15 protein-coding genes are annotated in these 15,750 nt (G+C 40.9%); 5 read left to right on the top strand and 10 right to left on the bottom strand.

The annotated features are described in order from the left end of the window. Positions 1 to 51: 51 nt before the first annotated feature. Positions 52 to 819 carry an RDD family protein gene (locus HUK62_RS11295; RefSeq protein ID WP_176537895.1) on the bottom strand — a complete coding sequence of 256 codons (768 nt, stop codon included), beginning with the start codon at positions 817 to 819 and terminating at the stop codon, positions 52 to 54. Positions 820 to 1,157: 338 nt separating this feature from the next. Continuing rightward, entirely contained in the window at positions 1,158 to 3,536 is a 2,379-nt protein-coding gene (gene ppsA, locus HUK62_RS11290) for a phosphoenolpyruvate synthase (RefSeq protein ID WP_176537894.1), read from the bottom strand. Positions 3,537 to 3,692: 156 nt separating this feature from the next. Between ppsA and HUK62_RS11285 the strand changes: the two genes are divergently transcribed. Together HUK62_RS11285 and HUK62_RS11280 are read left to right on the top strand one after the other, a co-directional pair. Beyond that, entirely contained in the window at positions 3,693 to 4,529 is an 837-nt protein-coding gene (locus HUK62_RS11285) for a pyruvate, water dikinase regulatory protein (protein ID WP_005400687.1), read from the top strand. Between the two features lie 132 nt (positions 4,530 to 4,661). Continuing rightward, on the top strand, positions 4,662 to 5,336 hold the full coding sequence (locus HUK62_RS11280) for a hypothetical protein (protein ID WP_176537893.1): 675 nt from the start codon (positions 4,662 to 4,664) through the stop codon (positions 5,334 to 5,336). Between the two features lie 36 nt (positions 5,337 to 5,372). On the opposite strand, the gene HUK62_RS11275 is transcribed toward HUK62_RS11280, so the two are convergent. Beyond that, positions 5,373 to 5,936, bottom strand: a complete 564-nt coding sequence (locus tag HUK62_RS11275; protein WP_176537892.1) for a flavoprotein — start codon at positions 5,934 to 5,936, stop codon at positions 5,373 to 5,375. Between the two features lie 161 nt (positions 5,937 to 6,097). Between HUK62_RS11275 and HUK62_RS11270 the strand changes: the two genes are divergently transcribed. After that, a protein-coding gene (locus HUK62_RS11270; RefSeq protein WP_176537334.1) for an IS5 family transposase occupies positions 6,098 to 6,849 on the top strand; the annotation gives its coding sequence in 2 pieces (ribosomal slippage) (positions 6,098 to 6,434 and positions 6,434 to 6,849; 753 coding nt in all). 145 nt (positions 6,850 to 6,994) lie between these two features. Here the strand turns inward: HUK62_RS11270 and HUK62_RS11265 are convergent. The 3 genes from HUK62_RS11265 to HUK62_RS11255 form a co-directional block, all read right to left on the bottom strand. Further along, entirely contained in the window at positions 6,995 to 7,996 is a 1,002-nt protein-coding gene (locus tag HUK62_RS11265) for an LLM class flavin-dependent oxidoreductase (protein ID WP_176537891.1), read from the bottom strand. Between the two features lie 287 nt (positions 7,997 to 8,283). Then, positions 8,284 to 8,811 carry a hypothetical protein gene (locus HUK62_RS11260; RefSeq protein ID WP_004982017.1) on the bottom strand — a complete coding sequence of 176 codons (528 nt, stop codon included), beginning with the start codon at positions 8,809 to 8,811 and terminating at the stop codon, positions 8,284 to 8,286. 224 nt (positions 8,812 to 9,035) lie between these two features. Beyond that, a complete protein-coding gene (locus HUK62_RS11255; RefSeq protein ID WP_004696467.1) occupies positions 9,036 to 9,461 on the bottom strand; it encodes a hypothetical protein in 426 nt (141 codons plus the stop codon). Positions 9,462 to 9,922: 461 nt separating this feature from the next. Between HUK62_RS11255 and prfA the strand changes: the two genes are divergently transcribed. After that, complete coding sequence (gene prfA, locus HUK62_RS11250) at positions 9,923 to 11,011, top strand: peptide chain release factor 1 (protein ID WP_004982013.1); 1,089 nt, start codon at positions 9,923 to 9,925, stop codon at positions 11,009 to 11,011. Beyond that, complete coding sequence (prmC, locus tag HUK62_RS11245) at positions 11,011 to 11,829, top strand: peptide chain release factor N(5)-glutamine methyltransferase (protein ID WP_176537890.1); 819 nt, start codon at positions 11,011 to 11,013, stop codon at positions 11,827 to 11,829. The genes prfA and prmC overlap by 1 nt, the downstream gene beginning before the upstream one ends. A 56-nt stretch (positions 11,830 to 11,885) precedes the next feature. On the opposite strand, the gene HUK62_RS11240 is transcribed toward prmC, so the two are convergent. The 4 genes from HUK62_RS11240 to HUK62_RS11225 all read right to left on the bottom strand — a co-directional run bounded on the left by HUK62_RS11240 (position 11,886) and on the right by HUK62_RS11225 (position 15,746). After that, entirely contained in the window at positions 11,886 to 12,707 is an 822-nt protein-coding gene (locus tag HUK62_RS11240; RefSeq protein ID WP_176537889.1) for an ABC transporter permease, read from the bottom strand. Then, positions 12,707 to 13,666 carry an aliphatic sulfonate ABC transporter substrate-binding protein gene (locus tag HUK62_RS11235; protein WP_176537888.1) on the bottom strand — a complete coding sequence of 320 codons (960 nt, stop codon included), beginning with the start codon at positions 13,664 to 13,666 and terminating at the stop codon, positions 12,707 to 12,709. The genes HUK62_RS11240 and HUK62_RS11235 overlap by 1 nt, the downstream gene beginning before the upstream one ends. Before the next feature lie 290 nt (positions 13,667 to 13,956). Beyond that, positions 13,957 to 14,310: a hypothetical protein gene (locus HUK62_RS11230; protein ID WP_176537887.1), complete on the bottom strand. Its 354-nt coding sequence runs from the start codon at positions 14,308 to 14,310 to the stop codon at positions 13,957 to 13,959. Between the two features lie 476 nt (positions 14,311 to 14,786). Then, positions 14,787 to 15,746 (bottom strand): hypothetical protein, encoded by a 960-nt coding sequence (locus HUK62_RS11225; RefSeq protein WP_176537886.1) that lies wholly within the window; start codon positions 15,744 to 15,746, stop codon positions 14,787 to 14,789. Positions 15,747 to 15,750: the final 4 nt, after the last annotated feature.

Genomic DNA, 15,750 nt, shown 5'->3' with positions numbered 1-15,750 from the left:
TAAACTGCGGAAAACTGAGGTGCGCCAAACCTCAGCTTAAATATGGTCAAATTACTGCTTAATGACCTTGGTTTTCGCCAGCTTATCGTGCAAAGTTTGACGCTTTGAAGTTAAACCAAAGACGTGATCGATGATGGTAATAAACGGCATGAACAGCATATTGAGCACAATAAAGACAACACTGCGCAATGTGAATACACGCAAAAGGCTGACTTTTTCGTTGGTTTCTACGTCTACAATTTTAATTTTGGTAATTTTTTTGCCAATACTTTGACCACTTTTTGCTAAGAAAAAGGCCTGGATACCGAGCATAATCAGCAGGTAAATTCCCATGGTGGTCCATGCTTCAGTTGGAATCAAACTGAACAGTTGTGCTTGCAGTTCACTGGCCTGAGTGGCTGTAGTAGCCGCTTGCATTTTTTGCTGAATTTCAGTGAGTTCACCAAATTTATCTGCTTGTAAAAAGAACGAGGGAATAGCAGCGGCAGGGAGCCAAAGAAGTAAATCAATGACTTTGGCTAAGACACGTGTGCCTATCGATGCCAGTTCAGGTTGAGCAACTTTTGCCGCTAGGCGGTTTGGTTGTGAAAATTGATTTGGCGCATGCATTGGCTCAGGAATAGGGGGTTGAGGCTGATAACCTACAGGTTCATACGCCAGTTTTCCTTGGGTGAGTTCACCTAAAGCTTTCCATTCAGGCAAACCCTGATGCCAAACTAAATCCGTCAATAAAACTTGTTGGCTTGCGAGCATCTGATTCAACTGCTCTAAGGTATATGGACCGGCTTGTTGATTATTTCGTGCCAAGTAAATCTGCATATAAACTTAATCTCAAAATATAAATTGGGATATTCAAATAATAAATGTATTTGTTTCAGATGAAAAACAAATAAAAATCTATGATAAAACATGCGGATAGTCTAGAGAATTTCAAGCTGAAATTAACCAAAACTACACAAAATGCAGGACAGTGTAGCAAGGATTATGCTGCTTCTTCTAGCTTTATCGCAATGCGATCTCTTCTCAATCAAGATATTGCTGCATGAATGCCAAACTTAGTCTAAATTTTGTATCAATATGCTTGTTTTAATGCGGATGCGTTAAAAGAATAGATATAAAAAAGACCCATGAAAGGGTCTTTTTTTCGCATCAAAGAGTTAAGCTTTTTGAACTTTTTCTTCTGCAAGGAAGAACCAAGTGTCTAATACTGAGTCAGGGTTAAGTGATACAGATTCGATACCTTGTTCCATAAGCCATTGCGCAAGATCTGGGTGATCTGATGGGCCTTGACCACAGATACCGACGTATTTGCCTGCTTTACGGCATGCATGAATTGCCATAGAAAGAAGTGCTTTTACGGCTGGATCACGTTCATCAAATAAGTGAGAAACAATTCCAGAGTCACGGTCTAGACCAAGCGTTAACTGGGTTAAGTCGTTTGAACCGATAGAGAAGCCATCGAAGTGTTCAAGGAACTGTTCAGCTAATAATGCGTTCGTTGGTAACTCACACATCATGATCACTTTCAGACCATTTTCACCACGTTTCAAACCATTTAACGCCAATAATTCAATTACACGTTTCGCTTCATGTACAGTACGTACGAAAGGAATCATGATTTGAATATTGGTTAAGCCCATTTCGTCACGTGCTTTTTTCAACGCGCGGCATTCTAATTCGAAGCAGTCACGGAAGTTGTCAGACACATAACGGCTTGCACCACGGAAGCCCAACATTGGGTTTTCTTCTTCAGGCTCGTATAACTTACCACCGATCAAGTTTGCATATTCATTTGACTTAAAGTCAGACATACGAACAATCACAGGTTTGTCTGCAAATGCTGCAGCAAGGGTAGAAATACCTTCAACCAGTTTTTCAACATAGAATTCGATTGGAGATGCATAACCCGCAGTACGTGCCATGACCGCAGCACGTGTTTCACGTGGCAAGCTGTCAATGTTCAACAATGCTTTAGGGTGAACACCGATCATACGGTTAATGATGAACTCAAGGCGTGCAAGGCCAATCCCTTCATTTGGAATTTGTGCAAAGTCAAATGCGCGGTCAGGGTTACCGACGTTCATCATTACTTTGAACGGAAGTTCTGGCATAGATTCGATTGAGTTGGTTTGAATCTCGAAATCTAAAGAACCTTCGTAGATGAAACCTGTATCACCTTCAGCACATGAAACAGTTACATCTTGGCCGTCTACTAGAACTTCAGTTGCATTACCACAACCGACGATTGCTGGAACACCCAATTCACGCGCAATAATCGCTGCGTGACAAGTACGACCACCACGGTTAGTGACAATTGCAGCGGCACGCTTCATTACTGGTTCCCAGTCTGGGTCAGTCATGTCAGATACAAGCACGTCACCGTCTTGTACTTTGTCCATTTCTTTAATAGACGTAACAATACGTACTTTACCAGAACCGATACGTTGACCGATTGAACGACCTTCACAAATCACAGTGCCTTTTTGTTTTAAAAGGTAGCGTTCCATGGTGCCGACGTTTTCACGGCTCTTCACTGTTTCAGGGCGCGCTTGAACGATATAAATTTGACCGTCATCGCCATCTTTTGCCCACTCGATGTCCATTGGAGAACCATAGTGGTTTTCAATGATCAGCGCTTGTTTTGCAAGTTCTTGTAGTTCGTGGTCGTTTAATGCGAATTGTTGACGCTCTTGTTTTTCAACATCAACCACAACAACTGATTTACCTGCAGATGCTTCTTCGCCATAAATCATTTTTTGGTGTTTAGAACCCAGATTACGACGGAGGACAGCGTGCTTGCCTGCATTTAAAAGGGGTTTAGAGAGGTAGAATTCGTCAGGGTTTACTGCACCTTGAACAACCATTTCCCCCAAACCATAAGATGCAGTGATGAAAACTACGTCACGGAAACCTGATTCAGTGTCGAGTGTAAACATTACACCCGCTGCACCAGTTTCAGAGCGGACCATACGCTGAACACCAGCAGATAAAGCCACAACATCATGCGCAAAATTTTGGTGTACGCGGTAAGAAATTGCACGGTCGTTATACAGTGATGCAAATACTTCTTTGATCGCGATCAATACGTTGTCGATACCGCGAATGTTTAAGAAGGTTTCTTGTTGACCTGCAAAAGAAGCATCTGGTAAATCTTCTGCTGTCGCTGAAGAACGAACGGCAACCGCGATATCTGGGTTGCCGTTTGAAAGCTCTGCAAATGCTTTACGAACTTCTTGTTCGAGTTCTGCCGTAAGTGGGGTATCTACAATCCATTGGCGAATTTTCGCGCCTGTTTCAGCAAGAGCATTTACATCATCAACATTGAGGACTTTTAACTCTGCATTGATTTTAGCGTTTAGGCCACTTTGCTCGAGAAATTCACGATATGCTTGAGCTGTAGTAGCAAAGCCACCTGGTACAGATACACCTGCATTTGATAGGTGGCTGATCATTTCACCTAAAGATGAGTTTTTCCCACCTACAAGTTCAACGTCGTGTTTCCCTAATTTTTCTAGACCAATTACGCGCGCTTCCAAAGTTGTTACTCCACTTTTGCAGTATTTAATCACTATCTTGGCATCAGATTATAACAAATCTACTTAGCTTTTTGATTTTACTAAGCGACAGTCATGTAAGATCGGTTTACTATAAAGATTATATAGCACTAAGACAAATTTTTGAGGAGAATTTTAATGTCAGGAAGTAAACAATTTAAGCGGAGTGTTTTTTTTGTATCAGATGGTACTGCAATTACCGCTGAAACCCTTGGGCACTCGCTATTGGCGCAGTTTCCAAATGTTGACTTTGACATTCATATTATTCCTTATATTAGCTCTGAAGAAGCTGCTACAAATGTGGTTGCTGAGATCAATTTAAGGGCGCAACAAGACGGACAAAAGCCACTGGTTTTTGACACTTTAGTCGACCCGTACGTGCGTGACATTATTAATACTGCAAATGCTATAAATCTTGATGTATTTGAGGGGCTTATTAGTAAATTGTCTGAAGAGTTGGGAACACCGCCTACAACTTTAGTCGGACAGACCCATGCGGTGACCGATTCGGAGTCTTATAAAGCACGTATTGATGCGGTGCATTTTGCTTTGGATAACGATGATGGTGCACGTACACGCCACTATGACAAGGCCGATCTGATTCTGATTGGGGTATCACGTTCGGGTAAAACACCGACTTCAATTTATTTGTCATTACAGTTTGGGATTCGTGTAGCAAACTATCCATTGACAGAAGAAGACTTGGATGACAACCGTTTACCTGCGGTACTTCGCGCACATAAGCAGAAGCTTTTTGGTTTGATGATTGATGCTGAACGTCTGGTTGCTATTCGCTCTGAACGTAAAGCCAATAGCCGTTATGCAAGCTTCAGCCAGTGTCAAATGGAGCTTCGCGCAATTGAAGGGATTTATATCTCTGAAGGGATTAAATACTTAAATGTCTCGGAAATGTCGATTGAAGAAATTTCAACTCGTGTACTCCAAATGACGGGTTTAAAACGTCGCATTGGTTGATATTGTCATTACATTATAAAGCCTCATATTGATGATGCTTTATAATGTTGATCAATATAAAAATACAGATTAGATCAAATGAAAATAATATCAAAATGCCTATTAGGTGTATTTTGTTTTGCTCATTTTAATATGGCTGTATATGCGCAAAATATATCAATTCAGCAGGCTGAGCAGGCCATTGATCAAAAATATGCAGCGCTAGATTTTTATGCAGTGAATCAACAGATCGAAAATGATGTGGTTGATTTAATCCGTGAAAATGCAGAAAGTTATGCTTATTCTTTCCCCAAATTGACTGAAAATCTTAGACTAAAGATTAATGCCTCACCGGACCAACTGCTTAAATTCTATACCTTTGATGTAGGTGGTGGCGGTACCATGGGTGAATTTTCATCCTATGTGCAGATGAAATCGAGCAATTCCACTAAACTTCAGCCTTTAGAAACAGGCTATATTTTAAAGATTGATCAACTGAAATGGGGTGCACAGCCGATTTATCTGATTCAAAGTTATTACAAAGGCGATAGTTGTCACGGTCTCTATCAAATTCAAGCCTTTAAAATGCATGCCCAAGCTTTGACAGCAACACCAGTTTTTCAGACCAAAAAACAGCAGTTAAGTTCAATTGAAGTAGATTATGACTGTCATTATGACGAAGAGCAGCGCGGTTCATATATTCGTGTTTCAAAAGACTTAAACAAGATTGATATCACTTTATTGGATCAAAACAGTCGACCGACTGGAAAGTACTTACGTTATCAGCGTTCAAATACAGGCTATCGGTATACAGGTGTGACGAAATAAACAACGGGTAAGTGGGTATAAACTTACCCTATACGGTTAATGACTATAGGTGGTAATGATCACATCGACGAGATATTCAGCTCCATCTAAACTTTGAATATCATGTTCTCGAATTTTGACGATTGGCCAAGTGATTAGCTTACAGTTGTCGCGCTGTAAGGCGTGATAATAATGATCGGACTTGAAAAATTTAAGTTTATCGGCAGCGGAGTTAGGTTTGAGTTGATGTCTAAGCCATGGGTCTTGAACTTGGGTTTCTAAAAAGCGTAGGGCCAGTAGGCATTTGATGCGTGTATTAAATAGGCGTCGGTTCTTAATAACCAAAGGATGTTGGATTAAACGCTGAATTCCGCTCTCTGTTTTTGGCAAGATGAATTGCGGTGCGTTTTGAAAAACACAGACCGATTGAGCGACCTGACAAATCGATTCGAGGGCAGTTACTGTATGCTGGTTGGTACCAATAATGGCGACACGTTGCTCGGCAAAAGTATGTTGTTTAATTTCTGAAGCAGCAATCAGTTGTCCTTTAAAATGCTGAAAATATTCGGGATGGTTTTGAAATAAACCAGATATGTTTTCTGTTGAATGCAAATTGACCATGTTCTATCCTTAATTGTTTTTTATCGTCTTTCCTTAATTTATGATTTTTAGTGCTTTTGCTCTAAAAGGCAAAGTGATAAATTGTCTGAGCAGTCACGCTAACTTTAGTCTAGGGCTTGTTGAGAATTAACAAATGCTACTGATTAATTTACAATAGTACTATGGATAGATACATACTTACCGATGCCCAATGGGCAAAAATGGAACCTTTTTGCCTAGGTAAAGTGACCGATCGAGGTCGTAGTGGAAAAGATAATCGATTATTTTTAGAAGCAGTCCTATGGATTGCCCGTACAGGCAGTCCATGGCGTGATCTACCTCCTCATTTTGGTAAATGGAATACCGTCTTTAAAAGATACCGTGATTGGGTGAAAGCTGGTGTATTTGAAAATATTTTTGCATCTGTAAATGAAGATGTTGATTTGGAATACGCCATGATTGATGGAACGATTGTTAAAGTTCATCGACATGGGCAAGGTGCAAAAGGGGGACTTTCAAACAGTCTATAGGTAAATCTCGAGGTGGAATGACCTGTAAAATTCTTGCCTTAGTGGATAGTCTAGGCAACCTTATTAAATTTCGATTAATGCCTGGTCAATATCACGATTTAGTAGAAACCAAACCTTTAATTGAAGATGTTGATTTTCAAGCATTACTGGCTGATAAAGCATTTGATGCAGATTGGCTCATCCAAGAACTCAATGAACGTAAAGTGAAAGTGGTGATCCCACCTAAATCTAATCGAAAAGTAATGAGAGCATTTGATACGATTATGTATAAATGGCGTCATCTCATTGAAAACTATTTCTGTAAGTTAAAAGAATTTAAACGTATAGCGATGCGTAGTTGTAAAACAGATACGAGTTTTGAAGCCATGATTCAATTGTGCGCGAGTTTAATTAACTCTCGGTAATTCTCAACAGACCCTAGACATATCAGCAGTTTTTGCAGGGTTTTAAGGATTTTTTAGATATCGGCTGAGATTTTAGTTATTCATTTATGTATGTCGCCTTATGGGTATGCATTAATACGCATAAGGCGATTCACTTCATTTGTACTTAGCTATTTTTGATCTGCATGAGACGTTCAAAGTTTTCTAAACGTTTGTCCGTGTCATAGATGTCACAGGTGAAAATGAACTCATCGACATCATATTCTAAAAGAAGCTGTTTCAAGCCTTCTTTCACCGTGCCATTGGAACCGATTTGGGCCATGGCATAAAAACTATCTACCGACATTTTTTCCGCAGGTGACCATAGACCGTCAATGCTGGCAATTGGTGCTTTTAACTTTAAACTCTGACCGCGCATAAGACCTAAAACTCGTTGGTAGGCACTGGTCGCTAGATATTCAGCTTCAGCATCGGTTTCAGCAACGACCGTCGGGACACCCATAGACACATAAGGTTTCGATAAGTATTCAGAGGGTTCAAAGTTTTCACGATAGAGCTGAATCGCTTGTTTCAGCATACGCGGTGCAAAGTGTGATGCAAAAGAGTAGGGAAGTCCGAGTTTTGCAGCCAGTTGTGCACTAAATAAACTTGAACCGAGTAGCCATACAGGCACATGTGTCCCTTGCCCTGGAGTTGCAATGATGCGCTGATTCGGCTCAGCGTCTTTAAAGTAATGCAAAATTTCTAAGACATCTTGTGGGAACTGATCTTCAGTTTCTTGACGGCCACGGCGAAGTGCGCGCATGGTCACTTGGTCTGTACCCGGTGCTCGACCTAAGCCTAATTCAATCCGGTTTGGATAGAGTGTCGCAAGCGTACCGAATTGCTCCGCTACGATCAGTGGTGCATGGTTTGGGAGCATGATACCGCCAGAACCCACTTTTAAGGTTGAGGTATTTGCGAGTAAATAGCCGAGTAGCACCGCAGTTGCAGAGCTGGCAATACCATCCATATTATGATGTTCCGCAAGCCAGAGTCGGCTATAGCCTAAACGCTCAGCTTGTTGGGCCAATTTTAAGCTATGCTGTAGGGTGAGTTGTACAGTCTGATCTTCGCGGACAGGAGCTAATTCTAAAATAGAAAATTGAGTCTCGGACAACGTGCGCATTCTACTTCTCAGTTTTGCTTTATATATCGAAATAATACGATATAACTGTTATTTTGTATATCGATTTTATTCGATATTCTGGTTGTTTTATATAAGATATTGATTTAAAAATAAAACTAAATATCTATTCAACATCGTTGATCCGCACCAGCCACACATACGTTTAAAGCAAAAAGAAGTAAGCTACTGTATCGCAGAGACGATACAGTGTCTTTTTTGAGTGTCGACTGTGAGATAAATAAAAAGCACCCGAAGGTGCTTTTTATTTGAAAATATTTTATAGGTGCTTAACGTTTCCCGTTTTTGTACCAGCCCAAGTGACGGCCATTGTCACCACGATAGTCGCGACCATTATATTTATAATTGCTGTTACGGTAGCCGCGGCTGTCATAACGACGATCATAACGGTCATCGTAACGGCGGTCATATTCATCATCATAACGACGGTCTTCAGAGACTTTTTTACCTAGAACTGCGCCACCCGCTGAACCGAGACCTGCGCCAATATATCCACCATTGGTACCGCCCATGTTTTTACCTACGGTATAACCACCAGCACCACCGAGTGCTCCACCAATGATTGCACCATTACGGTCACGTTTGTTGGCTGAAGCGGCTGCACCTGCACCACCACCAATGGCAGAACCAATCATCGCGCCTGTTTGTCCACCCATTTGGTTACCAATCGCCGCACCGACAACACCACCTAATGCAGACGTCAGTGCGGTATTGGTTGTATTACCTGCATATGTTGTGGTCATCGTTAATGCAGAAGCTGCAATTACGGTACTCATTAAAATTGATTTAATTTTCATTTTTAAACTCCTAAGAGCATGTTCATTTTGTCTTGATTTCACTTTAGCGAAACAAGTTGGAAGAATAATGAAGAGAAACTTTATCGAAACCGTTGCTTTGGTAAGTGCTGTGTAACGACTCTTCGTATTTTCTACCAGTTTGACTAGAGTGTTATTGCGTCTAAATCTGTGCCATAAAAAAGCACCCGAAGGTGCTTTCAATGACATCTTTACGATGCAGCTAATTAATGGTGTTTATGTTTTTTCTTCCATTTTTTACCATGGTAAGAGTCATACTGTTTATCTTTTGAGATTTTGTTGCCGAGTGCTGCACCGCCCGCTGCACCTAATGCAGAACCCACGTAGCCACCATTGGTGCCGCCCATGCTTTTACCTACGGTATAGCCCGCACCACCACCGATCGCACCGCCAATAGCAGATTCAGTACGATGACGTTTGTCACTTGCAACTGCTGCACCACCTGCACCACCAAGTGCTGCGCCAATAGTTGCACCAGTTGTGCCGCCCATGTTTTTACCAATTGCTGTCCCTGCAACACTACCTAAAGCACTGGCTGCTGCAACGCGAGTTGTGCTGTCTGCATACGCAGTTGCAGTAAACATAGATGCCGTTGCTAATGTTGCTGACATTAAGAGTGTATTAAGTTTCATGTGTTTCTCCATGTCCAACATTGGTTGAACTGTCTTACTTTTTTCGATGTGGCTAATGTAACAAAAAGATTCCAGTTAATTGTGGAGAGTTAAAACTAAATTGAAACCCGTTGGTTTCTTGTTTGTATCAGTTTTATTACAAATGTGAATAAGCAGAATGAAATTTATCCAAAATCATGCAAATGTGGATAAACCTAGGAGTGATGCAGTTCACACTCTGAATTTTGAGCTGAAATGACCTATTTAAAAGATGTATATGAAATAAGCTGTTTTGCATTTTTTAAGCGTTAGTAAGCGCATAAACACGCTTTAAAAGTGTATCAATCTACTGAGGTGTATAAAGTAAACGTCGCTCAGGATTGAATAAAGATGTTCTTTGCGTGATAGAGCCGTTAAACTAAGCGCAAATTTTTTGGTGCTGTGAAACTGTATTGCAGCCTTTATATTGAGATATTTTCCTAATGAAAGAATCGTTACGTTTACGATTAGATCAACTTTCTGACCGTCACGAAGAATTAACAGCATTACTTGCAGATGTAGAAGTCATTTCGGATAACAAACGCTTTCGTCAGTTGTCACGTGAACATAGTGATTTAAGTGAAATCACAGAAGTGTGGACCAAGTACAAACAAGCTGAAGCAGACATTGAAACAGCTGAAGCGATGCTGTCAGATCCTGATTTTAAGGAAATGGCTGTTGAAGAAATTAAAGAAAATAAAGCCATTATTGCGTCTTTAGAAGCTGATTTAAATATCTTAATGATTCCGAAAGATCCAAATGATGCGAACTCTGCATATTTGGAAATTCGAGCGGGAACAGGCGGTGATGAAGCTGCTATTTTCTCGGGTGATTTATACCGCATGTATACCAAGTACGCTGAATCACAAGGCTGGCGTATTGAAGTGTTGTCTGAAAATGAAGGCGAACACGGTGGTTATAAAGAAATTATTTGTTTGGTGAATGGTGAGGGCGTTTACGGCCGCTTGAAGTTTGAAAGTGGCGCGCACCGTGTACAACGAGTACCTGCAACGGAGTCTCAGGGTCGTGTACATACTTCGGCGTGTACCGTTGCGATTTTGCCTGAAATTGATGTCGATACAACGGTCGAGATTAATGCATCAGACTTACGTATTGATACCTACCGTGCCTCAGGTGCGGGTGGTCAGCACATCAACAAAACCGATTCGGCTGTGCGTATTACCCACATTCCAACAGGAACGGTGGTGGAATGTCAGGAAGAGCGTTCGCAGCATAAAAACAAAGCCAAAGCGATGGCTTTACTTGCTTCACGTTTGGAAAATGCAAAACGTGCAGCAGCTGATGCAGCAACTTCTGAAATGCGCCGTGACTTGGTCGGCTCGGGTGATCGTTCAGAACGTATCCGTACCTATAACTACCCACAAGGTCGTATGACCGATCACCGTATTAACTTAACTTTATACAAGTTAGATGCGGTTATGGAAGGCGATTTAACTGAACTATTAGATAGCTTACATCGTGAATATCAAGCAGATCAGCTTGCGATGCTTGCACAGCAGAATGGTGGATAATGAATATTGCCCAAGCTTTGGCTTTACGTGGTGAAGCTGAGAGTTACGAACGTCAAGAGAATGCATGGTTGTTGGAGCACATTACCAAAATTGATTCTTTTGATTTGGTTATGAAAAAAGATCAAGTGCTGACCGATGAACAAGAGCAGGCCTATGTTGCTGCCTTGGCACGAATCGAAGCAGGTGAACCTTTGGCCTATGTGACAGGTTCGCAGCCGTTTTGGACGCTAGATTTGATTGTTACTTCTGACACTTTAGTTCCACGTCCAGATACCGAGGTACTGGTTGAAACTGTACTACGTTTAGACTTACCTGAAGATGCGCGCATTGTCGACTTAGGTACGGGGACAGGTGCGGTTGCGCTTTCATTGGCCAGTGAACGGGACACGTGGGACATTACGGCGACCGATATTTATGAGCCAACTTTAGCTGTTGCGCAGCAAAATGCAGAAAAGCATGACTTAAATGATGTGACTTTTGTGTGTGGCAGTTGGTTTGCACCGCTGAATCGAAAGTTTTTTGATGTGATTGTCTCGAACCCGCCGTACATCGATGCCGATGATGATCACATGCAAGACTTAGCAACTGAGCCTGAACGTGCTCTAGTTGCGGCAGATCATGGTTTGGCTGATTTAAGAGTCATTATCCAGCAAGGTAAAAAGCATTTAACTCTTGATGGCTGGGTGGTACTTGAGCATGGTTATGACCAAGCTGACGCTGTACAGAAAATCTTTAAAGAAGCGGGCTATAAACAAGTCCGTACGGTGAAAGATTATGGTGGTAATGACCGCGTCACTTTAGGGCAGTGGACACAATAATTTCATTGTTCCCTTCAAAATAAAAGCGCAGTTGATGCGCTTTTATTTTTTCTACCTTATGTTCCAAATACGTCACGCCAACGCAGTAGCCAAGTCTCGATGGCTTTCATAATGCCATCGCTGAATTTTCCAAGTACGGCTAAAAGAATAATTGCTAAGATCACAATATCGGGACGTGAAGTTTCTCGGCCATCACTCAGTAAGTAGCCTATGCCTTGTGTCGCTGCAATCAGTTCTGCTGCAATCATAAACATCCATGCCAAACTTAAACTGTTACGCAGTCCCGTTAAAATTCCCGGAGATGCTGCAGGTAAAATAATCTGTTGCACTTGCTGCCAGTACTTCAATCGATAGACTCGTGCGACTTCGATGAGCTTGCGATCAACCCCTTTAATCGCTGCGACAGTGTTGGTATAGGTCGGAAAAAATGCGCCAATCGCTATCAGGGTAATCTTCGATGCTTCATCAATTCCCAACCACAGTAAAAGTAGAGGAATCCACGCTAAGCTTGGGATGGATTTAACCGCTGAAAAACTGGGTTCTAAAAATGCTTCAACCTGTTTGTTAAGCCCGACCAAAATCGCACAAATTAACGCCAGAGCACTCCCAATAAAAAAGCCTAAAAACACCCGCCATGTACTGGTCCAGACATGCATCCATAAATCTGCCTGACATAAATCTAGAAAGGTTTGCCACAGACTACTAGGTGCAGGCAATAAATAAGGTTCAATAAAACCTGCACGAACCAGATATTCACAAGCAATCAGTAAGAGCACTGGAAGGGTGATCGCTTTGAGAACACTCTTCAATTTCAACTGAACTGAGGAACCCTTTTTCACTTCAATAGGGGTGAAAGAGCTCGTGACTGACTTGGTCATTATTTGCTTACAACCTTTTGTGCATATTGTGGTTTAAACAACTGAGTCACGACTTGATTAACATTGGTGCCTTTACGGACTAAGTCTTCTTCATTCAAGATGCCACCAGACTTTTGTAATGCGGTAATCTGTTTGGCTGACGGGATGTTTTGATCAAAATTGGTACGGCTTAATTGTAATTTTGCGACATTCAACGGAAGTTTGGACTCGCGTGCCAATAACTCCGCCAGTTTCTCTGGATTAGCTTTGGCCCATTTGCGTGCTTGCTCATAAGCTTTAATCACGGCTTCAATGGCTTCGGGACTTTGCTGAGTAAAAGACTCTTTGACACTGAGCACACTATAACTATTAAACCCAATATTTCGATACAGTAGTTTTGCGCCAGATTGCACTTGTGCCGAAGCCATCAGTGGATCTAGGCCTGCCCAAGCATCGACTTGACCGCGTTCTAAAGCCGTTTTGCCATCTGGATGTTGTAAATGAACCAGTTGCACGTCGCGTTTATTTAGACCCACTGTATCCAGCGCTTGTAAGGTAAATAGAAAAGGGTCTGTGCCTTTGGTTGCGGCAATTTTCTTTCCTTTTAAGTCTTTTAGGCTTTTAATTTGGGAGTTTTTAGCAACCACCAAAGCAGTCCATTCAGGTTGGCTCTGGATATAAACGGTATTGATTGGACTGCCGTTGGCACGACTGAGTACGGCTGCAAGTCCTGCGGTTGAAGCAAAATCGACACTGCCACTATTTAAATATTCCAATGAGCGGTTACTGCCTTGGCTAAACACCCATTTAATTTCAGTTTTAGGTAAGGCTTTTTCTAACAGTTTTTGTTCTTTCACCACAAGACTGGTTGGTGCGTAGTAGGCATAATCGAGTTTAAGTGTGTTTGGAATAGCGGCATGGGCATAAGAGCCGATCAGACCTAAAATCAGTGAAGTGCTCAGTAGTTTAAAGTTTTCCATGTTGCATCATTTAAATAAGTTTATTTGTGGATTCTTTTAACCTTATGTATGCGAAAAATAAAAAAAGAAAAATGGATAACAAAATATTAAATTGAAATAAGCAGACAACCTTGATTTAAATACTTGAAATTTAATAAATAGATTGAAGTATGTGGCGATTTTGCAATATAGAATAACTTTAAAAAAGCATAGAATAATTTCTTCTTATATGAAGACTGCATAACTAAATCATTCATTTTGAATGTAAAAAAAGCGACTGTAATAGTCGCTTTTTTTAAGGGATTGCAAGCTTACATAGGATAGTCTTGTAAGCTGTCAGAAACTTCAACTTGCTCTAAAGCATCAGTTTCAAGTGCAAGGCAAAGCGTCACAATTTTCTTTAGATCAGCTAGATATTGTTCATCTTTAAACGATGCACCTAACTGCAGGGCTTGAATACGGTCAGCGCTAATATCTAATGCTTGAGCAGCTTCAATCGCATTAACTTCATTAAAAAATGCAGTAACAGCATGATTTAATTCAAGGTCTGATGCATTGAGAATACCTTGATCCAGTTGCTCTTCAAATTGTGGGGTAGGAGACTGCAAAGCTTGAGTAAAGTTTTGCACCAGACGTTGATCGAGAACATCAATCATTTTAAGCATGTCATAACCTTTAAAAGAAATAAGGTGATTAAACAGGGGGAGTACAGCCGAAAATAAGCATTAAAAATGCTTTAAAAGTGAGTAAAAAGTAATCTATTTTGGAATGTTTTGCAAATAGATTCCGATAAATGAAAGATGGATTTGTTAAGTAAATGAAAAGCCTAAATTTATTAAATTGAGTTCCTGTTTACATTTTACACTATTGTTCCAATGGACTCGGATCGATTAAAAAGAAGTATTCAATCTGGAATATTGTGGAATCTCAATTAAAAATTTATTTGAATTTATTTTAAATTATTGAAATATAATGTTTATATTTTCGGTATTGTTGCAATACTCTTTATTTTAAGATTACTGATTCAAACTTAGACATATTGTGGAAGTGAAATTTACAAGGACCAGCTAAAGCAACATGAGGTATATCACCTTGCTTTAGCTGCTTTGTTTAGGGTGGAGAATGATGAACGTTTAAGCCACTAGTTAAAGTGCTTTTGCCTCAGTTGTTCTAGACGGAGTTGATATTGCTGTTGCCATGCACTTTCAGCTAAGTTTTGTTTTTGCTGGTTCATTTCTTGGTTTAGAGCAGCAAGCTCAGATTGATAACTGGCGATCTGTTGTTGTTGTCGAGCGACTTGTTGTTCGCGTTCAGCCAATTGCACTACATCTTTGCCTGAAAAGTAGCTGTTACGAATTTGTTGGGTAATTTCTTGTTGCTGTATTGGGTCGGTGACGCCAATTAAAGCCAATTTAAGGGCTTTATCATAACTACCACTTTGACCATCAATATTTTTGCTCGGGTTTTTATATTGTTGCTGTAGTTGTGAAAGTTCACTCAGTCGTTGTTGTAAGGTCATGTGCGGTGCGCGGCTCAAGAGCTCACCATAAGCAAACTGATAGCTGGCAAAATCTTTTTCTTCAGCAAAGCCGAGTTGTGTTTCTTGCTTACCTAAAGTCTGTTCGCGTAAGTTCCAAATCTCCTGATAACGCTGTTGCGGTGTCATTTGTGTTGACATGGTTTTAGCTTGCATTTCTTTTTCGTACAGTGGTGGGCGTTCTATCAATTGTTTTAAAGTTTGAGCAAACTGTTGATCTGGATATTCGTCCAATACCTGTTTTAATAATGCCTGACAGTTGGTATCAGGGTAGTTTTGCTGTAACTGGTTTAATAATTGTGTGATATTGCCCGGGTTTTTTTGAAAGTGTTGAATCATTTTTTGGATGGATTCTTGTTGCTGTTGTTGCTGCATTCTTGACTCGTCATTGTTTGCAGCGGCAAGCTTCTCTTGCAAACTGCTGGGTTGAGCAGTCTCTGTAAGGGACGGTGAGGATGCCTGAGTTTGACCCGATGTGGCATATGATGAGCCAAGGCCCAACCATATCACCACACCGATCACCAATACACTCAGCACCAAAGCGATAAGCCCAAAGCGCTTCATTATT

Origin of the sequence: Acinetobacter sp. NEB 394, from assembly GCF_013374795.1 — a bacterium.
GTDB lineage: Bacteria > Pseudomonadota > Gammaproteobacteria > Pseudomonadales > Moraxellaceae > Acinetobacter > Acinetobacter johnsonii.
This window is presented reverse-complemented; position numbering and strand designations above follow the sequence as displayed.